The sequence below is a fragment of the Pseudomonas sp. 25 R 14 genome, assembly GCF_900004755.1.
In the GTDB taxonomy this organism is placed as follows: Bacteria; Pseudomonadota; Gammaproteobacteria; order Pseudomonadales; family Pseudomonadaceae; genus Aquipseudomonas; species Aquipseudomonas brenneri.
Genome location: NZ_CVTS01000051.1, coordinates 130,031 through 143,938, shown reverse-complemented (window position 1 = coordinate 143,938; position 13,908 = coordinate 130,031). Strand labels below are relative to the sequence as shown.

At 59.6% G+C, this 13,908-nt stretch carries 14 protein-coding genes and 1 pseudogene; 8 read left to right on the top strand and 7 right to left on the bottom strand.

What is annotated here, in order from left to right:
* Nucleotides 1-8: 8 nt before the first annotated feature.
* Nucleotides 9-506 carry an Lrp/AsnC family transcriptional regulator gene (locus tag BFQ03_RS18100; RefSeq protein ID WP_029296543.1) on the top strand — a complete coding sequence of 166 codons (498 nt, stop codon included), beginning with the start codon at nucleotides 9-11 and terminating at the stop codon, nucleotides 504-506.
* 150 nt (nucleotides 507-656) lie between these two features.
* On the opposite strand, the gene BFQ03_RS18095 is transcribed toward BFQ03_RS18100, so the two are convergent.
* The 3 genes from BFQ03_RS18095 to BFQ03_RS18085 all read right to left on the bottom strand — a co-directional run bounded on the left by BFQ03_RS18095 (nucleotide 657) and on the right by BFQ03_RS18085 (nucleotide 3,164).
* Nucleotides 657-1,490 (bottom strand): TIGR03915 family putative DNA repair protein, encoded by an 834-nt coding sequence (locus BFQ03_RS18095; RefSeq protein ID WP_032860185.1) that lies wholly within the window; start codon nucleotides 1,488-1,490, stop codon nucleotides 657-659.
* Nucleotides 1,487-2,707: a putative DNA modification/repair radical SAM protein gene (locus BFQ03_RS18090; RefSeq protein ID WP_032860186.1), complete on the bottom strand. Its 1,221-nt coding sequence runs from the start codon at nucleotides 2,705-2,707 to the stop codon at nucleotides 1,487-1,489. The genes BFQ03_RS18095 and BFQ03_RS18090 overlap by 4 nt, the downstream gene beginning before the upstream one ends.
* A gap of 112 nt (nucleotides 2,708-2,819) precedes the next feature.
* Nucleotides 2,820-3,164 (bottom strand): FKBP-type peptidyl-prolyl cis-trans isomerase, encoded by a 345-nt coding sequence (locus tag BFQ03_RS18085; protein WP_065943686.1) that lies wholly within the window; start codon nucleotides 3,162-3,164, stop codon nucleotides 2,820-2,822.
* Nucleotides 3,165-3,345: 181 nt separating this feature from the next.
* Between BFQ03_RS18085 and BFQ03_RS18080 the strand changes: the two genes are divergently transcribed.
* Nucleotides 3,346-4,233 (top strand): nitrilase family protein, encoded by an 888-nt coding sequence (locus BFQ03_RS18080; RefSeq protein WP_065943685.1) that lies wholly within the window; start codon nucleotides 3,346-3,348, stop codon nucleotides 4,231-4,233.
* A 14-nt stretch (nucleotides 4,234-4,247) separates the two neighbouring features.
* Nucleotides 4,248-5,417: a hypothetical protein gene (locus BFQ03_RS18075; protein WP_139115706.1), complete on the top strand. Its 1,170-nt coding sequence runs from the start codon at nucleotides 4,248-4,250 to the stop codon at nucleotides 5,415-5,417.
* 38 nt (nucleotides 5,418-5,455) lie between these two features.
* Here the strand turns inward: BFQ03_RS18075 and BFQ03_RS18070 are convergent, their stop codons facing one another.
* From BFQ03_RS18070 to BFQ03_RS30735, 3 genes and pseudogenes are all read right to left on the bottom strand, one after another.
* Nucleotides 5,456-6,082 carry a transglycosylase SLT domain-containing protein gene (locus BFQ03_RS18070; RefSeq protein WP_065943684.1) on the bottom strand — a complete coding sequence of 209 codons (627 nt, stop codon included), beginning with the start codon at nucleotides 6,080-6,082 and terminating at the stop codon, nucleotides 5,456-5,458.
* 81 nt (nucleotides 6,083-6,163) lie between these two features.
* The gene (locus BFQ03_RS18065; RefSeq protein WP_065943683.1) at nucleotides 6,164-7,132 is read right to left on the bottom strand and encodes a hypothetical protein; all 969 of its coding nucleotides are present in this window, start codon (nucleotides 7,130-7,132) and stop codon (nucleotides 6,164-6,166) included.
* A 172-nt stretch (nucleotides 7,133-7,304) separates the two neighbouring features.
* Nucleotides 7,305-7,412 (bottom strand): annotated as a pseudogene (locus BFQ03_RS30735) (outer membrane lipoprotein carrier protein LolA); the annotation flags it as partial.
* Between the two features lie 32 nt (nucleotides 7,413-7,444).
* Here BFQ03_RS30735 and BFQ03_RS18060 point away from each other — a divergent pair.
* The 3 genes from BFQ03_RS18060 (at nucleotide 7,445) to BFQ03_RS18050 (ending at nucleotide 9,585) form a co-directional block, all read left to right on the top strand.
* On the top strand, nucleotides 7,445-8,941 hold the full coding sequence (locus tag BFQ03_RS18060; RefSeq protein ID WP_032860205.1) for a PAS domain S-box protein: 1,497 nt from the start codon (nucleotides 7,445-7,447) through the stop codon (nucleotides 8,939-8,941).
* A gap of 132 nt (nucleotides 8,942-9,073) precedes the next feature.
* The gene (locus BFQ03_RS18055; RefSeq protein WP_032860206.1) at nucleotides 9,074-9,325 is read left to right on the top strand and encodes a CsbD family protein; all 252 of its coding nucleotides are present in this window, start codon (nucleotides 9,074-9,076) and stop codon (nucleotides 9,323-9,325) included.
* 11 nt (nucleotides 9,326-9,336) lie between these two features.
* Nucleotides 9,337-9,585, top strand: coding sequence for a DUF1652 domain-containing protein (locus tag BFQ03_RS18050; protein ID WP_032860207.1), 249 nt, complete (start codon nucleotides 9,337-9,339; stop codon nucleotides 9,583-9,585).
* A gap of 106 nt (nucleotides 9,586-9,691) precedes the next feature.
* Here BFQ03_RS18050 and BFQ03_RS18045 read toward each other — a convergent pair whose 3' ends face one another.
* Nucleotides 9,692-10,897, bottom strand: a complete 1,206-nt coding sequence (locus BFQ03_RS18045; RefSeq protein ID WP_032860208.1) for an MFS transporter — start codon at nucleotides 10,895-10,897, stop codon at nucleotides 9,692-9,694.
* A gap of 176 nt (nucleotides 10,898-11,073) precedes the next feature.
* Between BFQ03_RS18045 and BFQ03_RS18040 the strand changes: the two genes are divergently transcribed.
* Both BFQ03_RS18040 and BFQ03_RS18035 read left to right on the top strand, forming a co-directional pair.
* The gene (locus BFQ03_RS18040) at nucleotides 11,074-13,239 is read left to right on the top strand and encodes a WG repeat-containing protein (protein ID WP_065943682.1); all 2,166 of its coding nucleotides are present in this window, start codon (nucleotides 11,074-11,076) and stop codon (nucleotides 13,237-13,239) included.
* A 111-nt stretch (nucleotides 13,240-13,350) separates the two neighbouring features.
* Nucleotides 13,351-13,908 carry a helix-turn-helix domain-containing protein gene (locus BFQ03_RS18035; RefSeq protein WP_065943681.1) on the top strand — a complete coding sequence of 186 codons (558 nt, stop codon included), beginning with the start codon at nucleotides 13,351-13,353 and terminating at the stop codon, nucleotides 13,906-13,908.

The following is a 13,908-nucleotide window of genomic DNA, read 5'->3' as shown; positions in this document are numbered from 1 at the left end:
AATCGACCATGGATACCAAGGCCAACGGACCCCACTCCTCCCCTGCGCTGGATCGCATTGATGAAGCCATCATCGATGTCCTGCGCCATCAGGGGCGTATCACCTACGAAAAGCTCTCTTCGCTGGTGCATCTGACGCCCAGGCCCTGCCTGGAACGGGTGCGCAAGCTGGAGCGACGCGGGGTGATTCGTGGCTATGGCGCGATCATCGATGTGCAGATGGTCTCGCCGGGGTTGTCGCTGCTGGTGCTGGTGGCCCTGTCCAACCAGAGCGGGCGCTCGGCGCAAAAGGCCTTCGAAGCCTGCGTCAAGGCGTGCCCGCAGGTGTTCGAATGCCAGTTGATCAGCGGGCCGTTCGACTACAGCCTGCGCATGCGCTGCCGGGACATGGAGCACTACCGCGTGTTGACGGAAACCTGGTTGAACAATGACGAGCTGCACATTGATAAATTGGTGGCACATCCGGAGTTGGCGGTGGTGAAAAACACCGCGACTGAGTTGGCCTAATCACCACCCCCTGACACAACAGAGATCAACTGTGGGAGCAAGCTTGTGTGGGAGCTGGCTTGCCTGCGATGCAGACGCCTCGGTCTATCAGTTATACCGAGGTGATGCTATCGCAGGCAAGCCAGCTCCCACACAAGCCCGCTCCCACATTTAACTGTGCCCGCTTGATATTTTCTTACCTCGCCGAGCCGCCACGAGGCTCGCCTGTCCATCCCGCTGCTTCCCCGTCCGCGCCTCGCTGATCAACCCCGGTATCAACTTGCCCTCCGGCAGATTCTTCCAGAACCGGCTCGGCAAGTGCCCTTCCATGACCTTGGGATTCAACCGCGCCGGGTTGAAGATATGGCTGTAGTAGGTCAGCCACATGGCACTGTGTGGATCCTCGACATTCCGTGCCAATTGCTGCCATTGCTCCGGGCACTGGCGTTGATGAATCAACTGCTCACCGTCGTAATACACCCCATCCAGTGGCGTGGCGATCATCCAGCGATGACGGCCCATGCGCCCGACAAAGTGCTGGCTGGCGCTGTGCAGGATATCGTGGGCCGGCTCATGCCACGCCACGTACTCCGGCATCTGCGGGCCCACTGCCGCCGGCAGGGCGATAAAGCGCACAAACGCATGCAGGTGGTGGGCTTCGCGTCGTACCTGCTTGATCCGTCGTTGCAGTTCGCTGCCCAGTTGATCCCCCGCCATCATCGCCGTGCGGTCGCCATGGCTGACACGCCACAGCACTTCGTACAGCAGGCTCCAGCGTTGTTCGCCGTGGTAACAGGCGGCACTTTCCAGCAGCTCCAGCAGGGCCTTGGGAATACGCGCCTGGAACGGGCCATTGTGGGTCGGATAGTGCTCATCGGTGGCGAACAGGTCGGCCACTTCCACTTCGCCCCAACTCACATGGCTGGGGTCGATCTGATGGCTGAGCAACCAGCGCGCCTGCTCGCGCCAGGTGCTGAACAGGTTGTCGCACTCCAGGCTGATCATCCCCATAACCCCATCTGTTGCGGTTGCGGACGATCACGCAGTTGCTCGCGCAACAGCACGCTGGTGCTTTCGGCCTGCTGGGGATGGTAGTCACTGGTGATGAAAAACGGCTTGGCCTTGGTCAGCACGCAGCGCATGCGCGCCAGGTCCTCAAAGCGGATCTTGCGTTGCCGGCGCAGTTCCACCAGACGCTCGGTGGTGCGCAGGCCAATCCCCGGGATACGCGCGATCAAGGTCGCCTCGGCACGGTTCAGGTCCAGCGGGAACACCTCGCGATGCTCCAGGGCCCAGGCCAGCTTGGGGTCGATATCCAGCGCCAGATCCCCCGGCCCCGCGAACAGTTCATTGGCGCGAAAACCATAACTGCGCAGCAGGAAATCCGCTTGATACAAGCGGTGCTCACGCATCAACGGCGGCGCCGCCAGAGGCACGCTTTTCGGGCTATTGGGAATCGGGCTGAACGCCGAGTAATAGACCCGGCGCAACTTGAAGTTGCCATACAACGCCTCGGCGCCGTGGAGGATGGTGCTGTCGTCCGTGTCATCGGCACCGACAATCATCTGCGTGCTTTGCCCCGCTGGCGCAAAACGCGGTGCACGGGGTTCGTTGAGCACGGTTTGCTCGCCGGTGAAAATCGTCTGCATCGCCTGCTTTATCGAGCCGATCTGCTTTTCCGGCGCCAGGATCTGCAGGCTTTTATCGGTGGGCAGTTCAATGTTCACGCTCAAGCGATCGGCGTAACGCCCGGCCTCGGCAATCAATGCAGGATCCGCTTCGGGAATGGTCTTGAGGTGGATATAACCGCGAAAGTCATGCACCTCGCGCAGCAACTTGGCGACCCGTACCAGTTGCTCCATGGTGTAGTCCGCCGAACGGATGATCCCCGAACTGAGAAACAACCCGCTGACACAATTACGCCGATAGAAGTCCAGGGTCAGCGTCACCACCTCCTCCGGGCTGAACCGCGCACGGGGCACGTCGCTGGAGCGGCGGTTGACGCAGTATTGGCAGTCGTAGAGGCAGAAATTGGTCAGCAATACCTTGAGCAACGACACACAGCGCCCGTCCGGGGTGTAGCTGTGACAGATGCCCATGCCGTCGGTCGAGCCCAGCCCCGCCTTGCCCTCGGAACTGCGCTTGGGCGCACCGCTGCTGGCGCATGACGCGTCGTACTTGGCGGCATCGGCGAGGATGCTGAGTTTTTCGATCAACTGCATGGCGGGATACCGAATACTGTATTTTTATACAGTATCAGCAGCAGCACCCGCCATTCAAGGGGAGACAGGCGAACGGTAGGACAAATCACTGTAGGAGTCGGGTCTTGGACCTTCAATCATCGCGCGTCAGCACTTCCAGCAACTCGATCTCAAAATGCAGATTGCTATGGGGCTTTATATGCGCACCCATCGTCCGCTCGCCATAGGCCAGATGCGCCGGCACAAACAGCTTGCGCACACCACCGACCTGCATGCCCATCAAGCCCTGGTCCCAACCCTTAATCACTCGACCGGTACCGATCACACATTGGAACGGCTTGCCCCGCTCCCAGGAGGAATCAAACACCGTACCGTCTTCCAGGGTGCCGGTGTATTGGGTGGTGATCAGCGCCCCCTTGACCACGGTTTTTCCGTCGCCTTGGCGCAGGTCGGTGATTTGCAGTTCTTCGTTGCTCATGGGGGTCTCGTTGGGTTCATACAGGCTGGCTTTTTCCCAGAATCAAGCGCCTTTGGCAAGCGCCCTCTAAAGGATCCAGGCTACAGCTCAGCCAGAAGCATCTGACTTAACCTCACCCATTTTTTCCCCTCTTATGAAAAACCAACCACCCCGGTTGCATAACAATAAGAGGTCACCCGCAATGAGCGAACCAACAAGCCCTGTCCGCGTCGCTGTCGTGCAGTTCGCCCCCCAGGTCGGCCTGGATAACCGCGAAAGCAATCTACGCCGCAGCCTGGCGTTGGCCGCCGAGGCCGTCAACGGTGGGGCTAACCTGATCGTACTGCCCGAGTTGTCGAACTGCGGCTATTTCTTCAGCAGTCGCCAGGATGCATTCGAGCATGCCGAGGTCATTCCAGGCGGCGCCAGTGTGCAGGCCTGGATGGCGTTTGCCGCCACGCACCAGGTGTATCTGGTGGCGGGCCTGAATGAGATCGATGGCCGGCAACTGTTTAATACCGCGGTATTGCTGGGGCCGGATGGGTTGATCGGCAAATACCGCAAGGCTCATCTGTGGAACCTGGAAAAACTCTGGTTCACCCCCGGCAACCTGGGGTTTCCGGTGTTTGAAACACCTATCGGGCGGATTGGCCTGTTGATCTGCTGGGATATCTGGTTCCCGGAAGTACCACGCATCCTCAGCCAACAAGGCGCCGACATTATTTGCAGCCTCAACAACTGGGTCTGGACACCGCCGCCGCTGTTCGATGAGGCCGGCAAATGCATGGCGTCCTATCTGACCATGACTGCGGCACACGTCAACAACGTGTTCATCGCCGCTGCCAGTCGTATCGGTGAAGAGCGCGACGCGCGCTACCTGGGCTGCTCGTTGATTGCCGGGACCAATGGCTGGCCCATCGGCAAAGTGGCGTCAGCCGATCGCCAGGAAATTCTGTTCGCCGATATCGACCTGACCAGTGCCCGCAGTGCGCCGATCTGGAACAGCCTCAATGACCTGCAACGTGACCGGCGCAATGATCTTTACGATCAGATGCTCGGGTATTCCCAACACCCCGCCCTGCCACGCTAAAAGGACGGTGGATCATGGAAAACCTGTTCCTGAAACCCGGCACCGAACGATCATCGGTCGATAAGGCGGTAATCACACTAGGGCTCATCAGCGCCTTGCTGATCCTCTGGATTGCATTCACACACCCAGGCTCCTGGCCCGGCTACAACGATATGGTGGAGGGCTTTCCGGAGCCCATCGCCTGGCTACGCTGGGTAGTGGGGGATATCAGCGAGGTGGCCTTCTACAAACATGAACTGGCCTCCCTCGGTTTGTTGGCGGGTGCATACCTGGCCTGGTGGGCCAGCCGAACCGGCAAGCGCTGGCAGGGTTTTGCGATTTGCTACGGCAGTGGGTTATGGCCGTGGCTGGTAACCAGTTCCCTGCTGGGCCTGCTGCTGAGTAACCTGCTGTGGGGGTGGACGGTCACCGCCGCTACCTGGCAGCCGACCTTTGCGGCGTTTGTGTCATTGCCGGCGGCAATGGTGCTGATGTTTGGCGGCGGCTGGAAGGTCACGCTCAACGGCGCGTTGCTGGGTGCGCTACTGGTCACGCCAACGTGCTTGCTGATCGTCAATTTTGTCTGTGTCCCGCTGGGTTTGCCTGTCGTGATTGGCAACGTACTGGGCATGGCGGTGGGCAGCGTGATTGCCTTTGTAGTGTGCCGACGCGTACCGGTGCTGGTGCGTTCCGGCTATATCGCCCCGCCCAGGCCGGCCCCGGCCAAGCCACCGTCTTATGGCGTGGCCTGGAGCCTGCGCAGGGTGTTGGCTGATTTTTCCGAAGCGCCGTTTTTCGGTAATGAGTGGGCCAGCCTCGGCCTGCTGGCCGGGGTCATGCTGGCGTATGCCTTGAACCCCGTGAGCGCCGCCTATGGCTCGGGATTGGTGCTGCAACTGGTCGGCGCCCAGGCGCTGACTTCGGCACTGGGCGTGGTGATCTGGCGCAGCCAGTGGATCAAGCGCGGTTGGTATCCCACCTATGTGCCGTTGGTGTCGGTCGTGCCAGCGGCAGTGCTGACCCATGGCGGCAGTTGGATGGTGATCGGCTCAAGTGCATTGCTCGGGGCGCTGGTTGCGCCGCCATTGGCCTGCGCAATTGCAGGACGGATGCCGGCGCACTTTCATCCTTACATCGGCAATGTGATTTCGATGGCGCTGAGCACCTTGTTGATTGTGCCTTTGGTTGGAAGATTGGTCGCGTAAACACGCGGGTAAGGCCCATGAGTCTTACCCGCGCTCACTCACAGCCACCGCCAAAACCGGCTCCAGAACCCCCGCTCCAGGTCCGCCTTGCACCCCGCATATTGGCGTGCATACATATCGGAGCGGGCCTTGACCTTGCCGGCAACCGGCAACAGCCACGCCTTGCTGGCATAGGTGCGGTTACGGTAACCGCCCCAGCCTTCGTGGTAGTTCAGGTATTGGCCATAGGCGTCATATTTGTACACGCCGTTGATGGTGGCGGTCTTGTCCATGTACCAACCGACAAAGTCGATGGCATCGTCGAAGTCCTGGCGGCTGGCCCAGTTGCGGCCGGTGCTTTTCTGGTAGTCGCCCCACACTTCATCCTTGGCCTGGGCGTAGCCGGCGGCGGTGCTGACACGGCCCCAGGGAATGATCCACAACAGGTATTTGCGCGGGGTCTTGGCGTTCTGCCGGAAGCCCGACTCCTGATACATGATGGCAAACGGCACCTGGATCGGCACACCCCAGCGCTTCTGGGTGACTTTGGCCGCGTCGTACCAGTCATCCTTTTCGCGGAAGATGCCACAGATGTCATTGGGCGTGCGTGGCGGTGAAGTGCCGCACGCTGCCAGCAGGAGGGTGAGTAACAGCAGGGTTGTGGTTTTTAGCAGGGTCAAAAGCATACCTTTGCGTGATGCGCGTAAAAGGTCGACAGTTTACGCGCTCACGCAAGGTGATGCCGCTAAGACATCAATTGGCCTTGATCAAGCCATTGGCACTTTACGAGTCGAAATGGCCAGGCGCCCCATACCAAAGCTCAATGCAGCCCCCAACAGCAACATCAGCAATGTGCTCCAGGCCGCGCGGGACAGTTGCTGGGCCGCGATTTCACCGGCTTCGCGGGCCTTTTGTTCAGCCTGGGCCTTGAGCTCTTCGACTTTCTGCACGGCCTGCTGATATGCCTGGGCATAGTTCTCGACAATCTGGCTGGCCTCGGCCTGGCTCTTGCCGGTGCGGGCCGCGACAATGTTGACCAGCGCTTCTTTGTCCGCCGCATTCAACGCAGGCTCACCGGAAGCCTTGACGCGCTCGAACCATTGCTTGAGTTCGGTCGCAGCCTGGGCCGGGTCGGTTGCTGCATCGGTGGCCGATTGCTTGCCATCAGCACCAATCTGCTCGGCTTTCTGCTCGACCGTGGCCGGATCCAGCTCAGCCTTGCCGCTTTGCTTGAGCAAGGTGTCGAGTTCGCCCTGCAAGCTGTCCCAATCCAGGCTGATGCCCTGTTCGTTCAACTGCTGCTTGACGCTGTCGCTGATACCCGGCGCCACGGCGGCAATCCCGCTGCCCGCCGCCGACAGGCCTTTGCCTACGACATTGCCCGCTGCGCCGACAACGCTGGTGGCCAACGCCGCCAGCAGCCAGGTGGTCAGCAAGGTGGTGATGGTCCAGCTCAGGATGCCATGCAGGCCACCGCGATCCGGGGCCGTGCGCCCGGCAACGAAGGCACCCACGCCAATCGCCAGCAGCGTGGAGACAAACAGCCAGATACCAGCGCCGGTACCAAAGCCACTCAACGGGTTACCGGCCTGCATCGCGTCGACCGCGCTGGCGCCGATGGCGGTGCCCAGTACGCTCAGTACCAGAGAGGTCACCAGGGCAATTGCACTACCGGCCAGTACCGAGCCCCAAGACACGCGAAACGGCGAACGGTTGGTTTCATAGAGGGTGGTCATGATCGATCCTTGGACAAATGAGTAGGCCTTCAGTGTGTCCAGGTCGGTGGCTGCGGTCTCGGCACAATTGCACTAGGTACACTGGTGCATTCGCACCCTGCCAGGGTGATTGGCTCTGCACTATGCTCAGGCTCTGTTGTCGTACTCCACATGTGCCAGACACGCCCTGTTTTGTAGGCGCGAGCTTGCTCGCGAAGAACCTGAGGGCGCCGCGTTCTTCCAGGGCGCGCGCGTTACCGTTGGAGACCTTCGCGAGCAAGCTCGCGCCTACAGGAGACACGGTTGTCCTTACCTACCCATTTTGGAGAAACCATGAGCCAGGCCGTCCTCGCCCAAGAAACCAATCGCCGCCAATTGCAGCAGATCATCTCCGGGCTGTCCGATGGGGTGATTCTCGCCGAGGTCGACCAGAGCATTCTCTGGGCCAACGAAGCCGCGCTGGCCATGCATGGCCTGGATGACATTGCCGGGCTCGGTGCCAACACCGCCGAATACGCCGAGCGCTTTGCCCTGCGCTATCGCAACAATCACCCGCTGGCCCTGGAGGCCTATCCGCTGAGCCGGGTGGCCAACGGCGAAGCGTTCAGTGACGTGATAGTCGAAGTCACCCCCACCGCCGACGCCGACCGCACCTGGGTTCATCGCTTGCGCAGCCTGGCGCTCACCGACAGCGCCGGCAAGCCGGAACTGCTGGTGCTGATCCTCAGCGACGCCACCGAATGGGCCAGCGCCGAGCAGCGCTTTGAAAAGACCTTCAACGCCAACCCGGCACCGGCGGTGATCTGCCGCTTGAGCGATTTGCGCTATATCAAGGTCAACCAGGGTTTCCTCGAAATGACCGGTCACAACCGCGATCAGGTGATCGGCCGCTCGGTATACGAACTGGATGTGCTGGAACAGGCCGAACGCAAGGAGCTGGCGATCCAGCGCCTGGGCGAAGGGGCGACCATCCCGCAGATGCAAGCCGAGCTCAAGCTGCCTGAAGGCGGCAGCAAGCTGGTGATTGTCGCCGGCCAGCCGCTGGATATGAACGATGAGGAATGCATGTTGTTTTCCTTCACTGACCTTGAGCCCCGGCGCAAGGCCGAAACCGCCCTGCGCCAGAGCGAGGAGCGGTTTGCCAAGTCTTTCCGCCTGACACCGGTGCCGACCCTGGTGTGCGATGCGGGCAATCAGCAAGTGGTGGACGTCAACGACGCGTTCATGAGCATCACCGGCTACACCAGTGAAGAACTGATCGGCAAGTCCATCACCGAGATCAACTTTATCGACAGCAGCGAGGCCTGCACGCAGTTGTTCGCCACCCTGGAAAAGGCCGGCAACCTCGATGGCCAGGATCTGAAGATCCGCAAGAAAGGCAACGAAGTGATTGATTGCGTGGTGTCGGCCGACACCGTGAGCATTCAGGACACCACCTGTTACCTGCTGGTGATGATGAACATCACCGAACGCAAACGCTCGGAGCTGGAGTTGGTATCGGCCATCGAAGAAGTGATGAAGGACGCGTCCTGGTTCAGTCAGACCCTGATTGAAAAACTGGCCAACGCCAAGAGCGTCAACAGCCCCAACCTGCCGAACATCGCGTTCACCGACTTGACCGCCCGTGAGCGGGATGTACTGGGGCTGATCTGTGAAGGCCTGGCCGACAAGGAAATCGCCTCGCGCCTGAAGCTGGCGCCCAACACCGTGCGCAATCATGTGGCTACGGTCTATTCCAAACTCAACGTACACAGCCGCAGTGCCGCCATCGTCTGGGCCCGCGAACGAGGGTTGTTTGCCGGGGAGCGGCGGGCAAAAAACCCGAAATAAGGTGCAAATGCACTAGGACTACCAGTGCAAATTCGCCTTATTGCACACCGCTGCGCTGCTTAACCTTGAAGGGTAGGCACTGGGTTTGACGCCCTGTGCCATGGCGATTTTTTTGCCCTTCAAGGAGGCATCATGAACAGTGAACAGGTCAAAGGCCGCATCGCAAAAGCAGCGGGCAAAGCTCAGGACTTTCTCGGCGACATGACCGACGACGAACAGCTCCAGGCCAAGGGCGTAGCGCGCCAGGCGGCCGGCCAACTGCAACAGACCTATGGCGATGTGCTGGACAATGTCGGTGACTTTGCCCAACGCAAACCCCTGGCCACTGTGGCAATCGTGGCGGGCGTGGGTCTGCTCCTGGGTCTGTTGCTGCGTCGTCGTTAATGGGGGCTGGCATGTTTACCTTGGCCCAACTGCGCAATTGCATCGAGGAAGCCTTGTTGCCGCTGACCTGCGAGTTCACCCTGTGTCGCGACTCGTCACTGACCTTGAAGGTGTTTGACGCCGAGAGCGGCCGGGTGGACCTGGTCGTCACCGGGATCAGCGTGAATAAGCTCAAGACCCCGCAGGACGTCGCGACGATGGTCGAGGAATTGCGCTATGAGTTGCACAGCAACACCGTGGGCGAGACAGTGTCCATCTGACACCCCACCTCTGTAGGAGCTGGCTTGCCAGCGAAAAACGCCAGGGCACCGCGTTTTGCCTGGTTGTGCTCATCATCGCTCACCCCCTTCACCGGCAAGCCGGCTCCTACAGGGGGTGTGCGGTGTCAGGACGCGGTTTCAACGACGCGCCGATAAAATAGAACAGCCCGCCGGCCACGATAAACCCCGCCAGCATGTAGAACATGTAGTGCGCCGGCAGGCTGGCCAGCACCAGCCCGCACAACACCGGCCCCAGGGCGGCACCGAGGTTGGAGAGGTTTTGCGCGCCGTAGTACATGCCCCGCAGGTGATCCGGGGCAATGCGGTCGATAAACATGTATTCAGCGGGGAATACGATGATTTCCCCCACGGTAAAGATCGCCATCGACACCACCCACCACCACACGCTGGTGGACAGCGCAAAGCCAATCACCCCCAGCATGAACATGCCCAGCCCGAGAATCAGCCAGCGGCTCAGGTGACGGTGGCTGATCTGCCGGCCAATCACGTATTGCAGGGCGATCACCAATAGTGCGTTGGTGGTCAGAATCGCGCTGATGACCTTGTAGGTGTACTCCGCACTTGAGGTCGTCACCAGGTACTGCGACAGGTACGCAGTGAACTGTCCAAAGACTACTGCGCTGAGCAAGCCGCCCACGGTAAAGCACACCAGCCGATGATCACGCAGCAACACCCGGCCAACGGCAAGGAACGACACCGGTTTTTGCGCCGTGTCAACCGTCGCCAGGGTGCGGTCGCCCCAACGCCAGTAGAGTAGGAAAAACCCAGCCCCCAGTACCGCCGACAATACAAACGGCAGGCTGATATCGGCCTTGGCGATCATCGCACCAAAAAACGGCCCTACCGCGTAACCGATATTGGTCAGGGTGTATTTGATGGAAAACACTTCGCTGCGCGCATCCTCGGGCAACAGGCTGGCAAACCCGGCCTTGACCGCAATATCGATCACCGCATAGGCCAGGTTGATCAGGATCAGGCAGGCATAGAACAACCACAGGTCACGCGCCAGCAGCGTGCCGACAAACCCCAGGACAAACAGCAGGCTCAGGCCCAGCAACAAGCGATAACTGTTGACCCGGTCCACCAGGAAGCCGCCGTACACACTCAGCAGGGAGCCGACGATCAGCGAACTGCCAATCACCAGGCCTACCTGGCTGATGCCCAGGGCAAAGTGACTCGTAAGGTAGATCACCATGTACGGAAAGGTAATCGCCTTGGCCAGCGTCAGAATCAGCGTGGCTGACAGCAGCAGGTTCACGGTGCGGGGGTAACTTTTTATTGTGGTCAGCATCCTGCTCTCTTTCTCTGAAGGCATTCGTTGCAATGGGGCCAGTCGCTACCTTAACGCAGGATGAGCGGCAAAAAATGCTGCTTTATGCATTTATGCAAAAATTAAATCCACAATTCTGAATAACGTGTATACGGTACTACTCTCCTTGCGCCAGCCTACTGACGAGTCCAAGCACGATGAAAACAGCTCTGTCCCGAACCAAACTATTGGCTAGCGCCTTGATTGTGATCGCGGTGATCGGCGGCGCAACGTATTACCTGCTGGGCCGCAATGCTGACACCGAGTTGCTTGAAGACGCCGAGTACAGCGAGGCACAGCTCAATGAAGGCGGTGTGGATGGCATTCGGGACCTGCCCTTGGCGGAAGCGAAAAAGCGCCTGAATTACCTGATCCTCGATATGCGCGACAGCCTCAACCGCATTGCGGTGATCGAAAGTATGCGCCTGGAAATCGGCCCGGCCACCCCCACGCCCGGCGAGCCCCAGGCGCACAAAGAACTGAGCTACGACAAGCCGTTCGTGCCCTTCCCCGATCAGCAATTGAAGGCTGCGTTAACCACCCTCAAGCAAACACCGCTGCACTTCCAACAGGTGTTTTTCGACAATGGCTCCGGGCTCAATCTGGATGTCGAAACGATCCGCGACACCCTCAAGCTTGGCGCGCTGCCGGATCAGGAAAGCACAGGCAGCTACCAGATCCAGACCGTGCATTTTCGCGATGGCACCCAACAGCCGTTTGCCGAGGTGGTCCTTGAGGACGCCAATAGCGAAGAAGAACCAAACCACACCAGCACCGAGCTGAAGGTCAACAAGCCGGTTGAGCGCATCAGTGTTGCCCTGCACTACCAGGCTTACCCTGGCTTCAAGAAAATCCTGCTGGACCAGGCCAACCCGAAAGTCACCGGTGAAAACGGCGAGACTTACCAACTGACCGCCCTCGGCGACTCACGCGCGGCCCTGCAACTGGCCACGCCCAAGCACAAGTCCTATGTGATCCAGGGCCTGACCGCCGACGGCAAGACCCTGTACAGCGGCGGCAGCAGCTCCAACACCTCGCCCACGGCCGCACAAAAGGCCAACCTGAAGGCGTACTACAACGAACTGCTGCGCATGGAAGACCATTTCGACGATTTCAAAAATGCCGCAGCCGTGCAGGATCACCTGGAAAAATTCGCCAGCAGCCTGCCCAGCTCAGACAGCGACCTGAGCAATGTCCAGGTGACTTACCAGTTCGAAGACACGCCTGCCAGTGTGGTCATCTACCTGCTGGAACCGGCGCAACCACAAACGATTGATCTGGAAATGAGCAACAACCTGGCGCCCCGTGATCGCTACATTGCCTTCGACAGCGCCAGCGAAAAAAAGGGGTTTATCGATAACCAGGGACAATGGGTGGTCAAGCCACGCTTCGAGCGTATCGAGTACACCCAAATGCCTGATGTCTACCAGATGATGGTCGGCGAGAAGTCCTCTGGCGAGGGCTGGAGCCAGTTGCTGTTCAAGTACTTTGCCTTTGTGCCTGGCACGCACACGCTCAATGAACTGCCCTTCGAAAGCATCGAACAGCAGATCAACGACCGGTTGATGGTGGTCCAGCGCGAGACCAATGGCCCCTACGGTATCTACGACGTCAAGAAGTTGCAGGTCGTGGTGCCGATGAAGTACGTCAACCCCAGTGTCGTCGGCGAGGTGTTCATCGCCCGTCCGGGCCAGAAAACCTATGGCTCGGACTCGCTATACGGTGCCTGGAACCTGAGCGGCAAGGAGCTGCTGGCGCCACGCTACTCCAGCGTTAACGGCGCGGGAGCCTTTATCTACGCCACCTCTGCCGACAAGCATCAAACCGACGTCTACGACCTGGGCATGAAAAAACTCAATCCGGCCGGCGCAACGGTCTTCGGACAGTTTGTGCAGGGCCAGCCGTTATTGATCCAGGACCGTAAAAGCAACAAATACAGCTTCATCAATGAACAGGGCAAGGCGCTGCCGTTCAGCCTGCCATTCGATGACGTGAATACGTTCTCCAACGGCATGGCGGTGGTGCAAAAAGGCAGCCGTTACGGCGCCATTGATATGAACGGCAAACTTCGCGTGCCCGTGACCTACACCAAGCTCACCCCCTTCCAGAAGAACCTGGCCGCTGCAGAAATGGATGGGTTTGAGGGCTTGGTGCTGATCGACAAGAACAACCGCGTGGCGAAGAAACTGGGCTCCTATACCAGCTACAGCTACCCGTCCAACAGCAACGATGCGACCTACAGCATTTGGGATGCGCAGGTGCCGAACCGGGTCAATGTGTTCGATGCTGACGGTAACCAGACAAGCAGTTTTGAGCGCGAGTAAGGTTCAAACCGTTCAATCAAGCCAGACAGGGCGCTTGTCCGTTGCGCCCATGAAATTAATCATGTATTTTTTCATGAAATTTAAAGATAAGAATTTCACGAAAATACTCCCATGGACAAACAAGAAGAACTGGACGCCCTGGCGACCCTGATCCACGACCTGCGCAAGTACAAGAAACTCACCCTGACCCAGCTGGCGCAAAAGATCGAACGCTCGGTGGGTTTCCTGTCCCAGGTCGAACGCGGTTTGTCGCGCCCCACCGTGGCAGACCTGACTGCTATCAGCCACGCCCTCGATGTGCCCACCACTTATTTCTACAGCGTACCCAAGCCCAAGGCCGTGGATTGGGTCACGCGGCCCAACGAGCGGCGCACGGTGTACTACGCCAATGGCATTACCGACATCCTCGTCTCACCGAGCATGAACGGGGCGTTCTCGATGCTCGACAGCTGGTTGGCCCCTGGCGCCAACAGCGGTGAACAGACCATGAGCGACCGCGCCGAACAGGCCGGGTTTGTGCTTGAAGGCCACCTGACGCTATGGGTCGAAGGCGAGGCCGACGCGGTCACCCTGGGCCCCGGCGACAGCTTTCACCTGGCCAGTTTCGCCCACTGCCGCTACGGCAACCTGACTGACCTGCCGGCCCGCGTGCTGTGGGTCTACAACTGA

What these genes read in the sequence shown, in the direction of transcription:
- BFQ03_RS18100 (WP_029296543.1), top strand. Translation starts at nt 9, where the DNA reads ATGGATACCAAGGCCAACGGACCCCACTCCTCCCCTGCGCTGGATCGC.
- BFQ03_RS18095 (WP_032860185.1), bottom strand. Translation starts at nt 1,490, where the DNA reads ATGATCAGCCTGGAGTGCGACAACCTGTTCAGCACCTGGCGCGAGCAG.
- BFQ03_RS18090 (WP_032860186.1), bottom strand. Translation starts at nt 2,707, where the DNA reads ATGCAGTTGATCGAAAAACTCAGCATCCTCGCCGATGCCGCCAAGTAC.
- BFQ03_RS18085 (WP_065943686.1), bottom strand. Translation starts at nt 3,164, where the DNA reads ATGAGCAACGAAGAACTGCAAATCACCGACCTGCGCCAAGGCGACGGA.
- BFQ03_RS18080 (WP_065943685.1), top strand. Translation starts at nt 3,346, where the DNA reads ATGAGCGAACCAACAAGCCCTGTCCGCGTCGCTGTCGTGCAGTTCGCC.
- BFQ03_RS18075 (WP_139115706.1), top strand. Translation starts at nt 4,248, where the DNA reads ATGGAAAACCTGTTCCTGAAACCCGGCACCGAACGATCATCGGTCGAT.
- BFQ03_RS18070 (WP_065943684.1), bottom strand. Translation starts at nt 6,082, where the DNA reads ATGCTTTTGACCCTGCTAAAAACCACAACCCTGCTGTTACTCACCCTC.
- BFQ03_RS18065 (WP_065943683.1), bottom strand. Translation starts at nt 7,132, where the DNA reads ATGACCACCCTCTATGAAACCAACCGTTCGCCGTTTCGCGTGTCTTGG.
- BFQ03_RS18060 (WP_032860205.1), top strand. Translation starts at nt 7,445, where the DNA reads ATGAGCCAGGCCGTCCTCGCCCAAGAAACCAATCGCCGCCAATTGCAG.
- BFQ03_RS18055 (WP_032860206.1), top strand. Translation starts at nt 9,074, where the DNA reads ATGAACAGTGAACAGGTCAAAGGCCGCATCGCAAAAGCAGCGGGCAAA.
- BFQ03_RS18050 (WP_032860207.1), top strand. Translation starts at nt 9,337, where the DNA reads ATGTTTACCTTGGCCCAACTGCGCAATTGCATCGAGGAAGCCTTGTTG.
- BFQ03_RS18045 (WP_032860208.1), bottom strand. Translation starts at nt 10,897, where the DNA reads ATGCTGACCACAATAAAAAGTTACCCCCGCACCGTGAACCTGCTGCTG.
- BFQ03_RS18040 (WP_065943682.1), top strand. Translation starts at nt 11,074, where the DNA reads ATGAAAACAGCTCTGTCCCGAACCAAACTATTGGCTAGCGCCTTGATT.
- BFQ03_RS18035 (WP_065943681.1), top strand. Translation starts at nt 13,351, where the DNA reads ATGGACAAACAAGAAGAACTGGACGCCCTGGCGACCCTGATCCACGAC.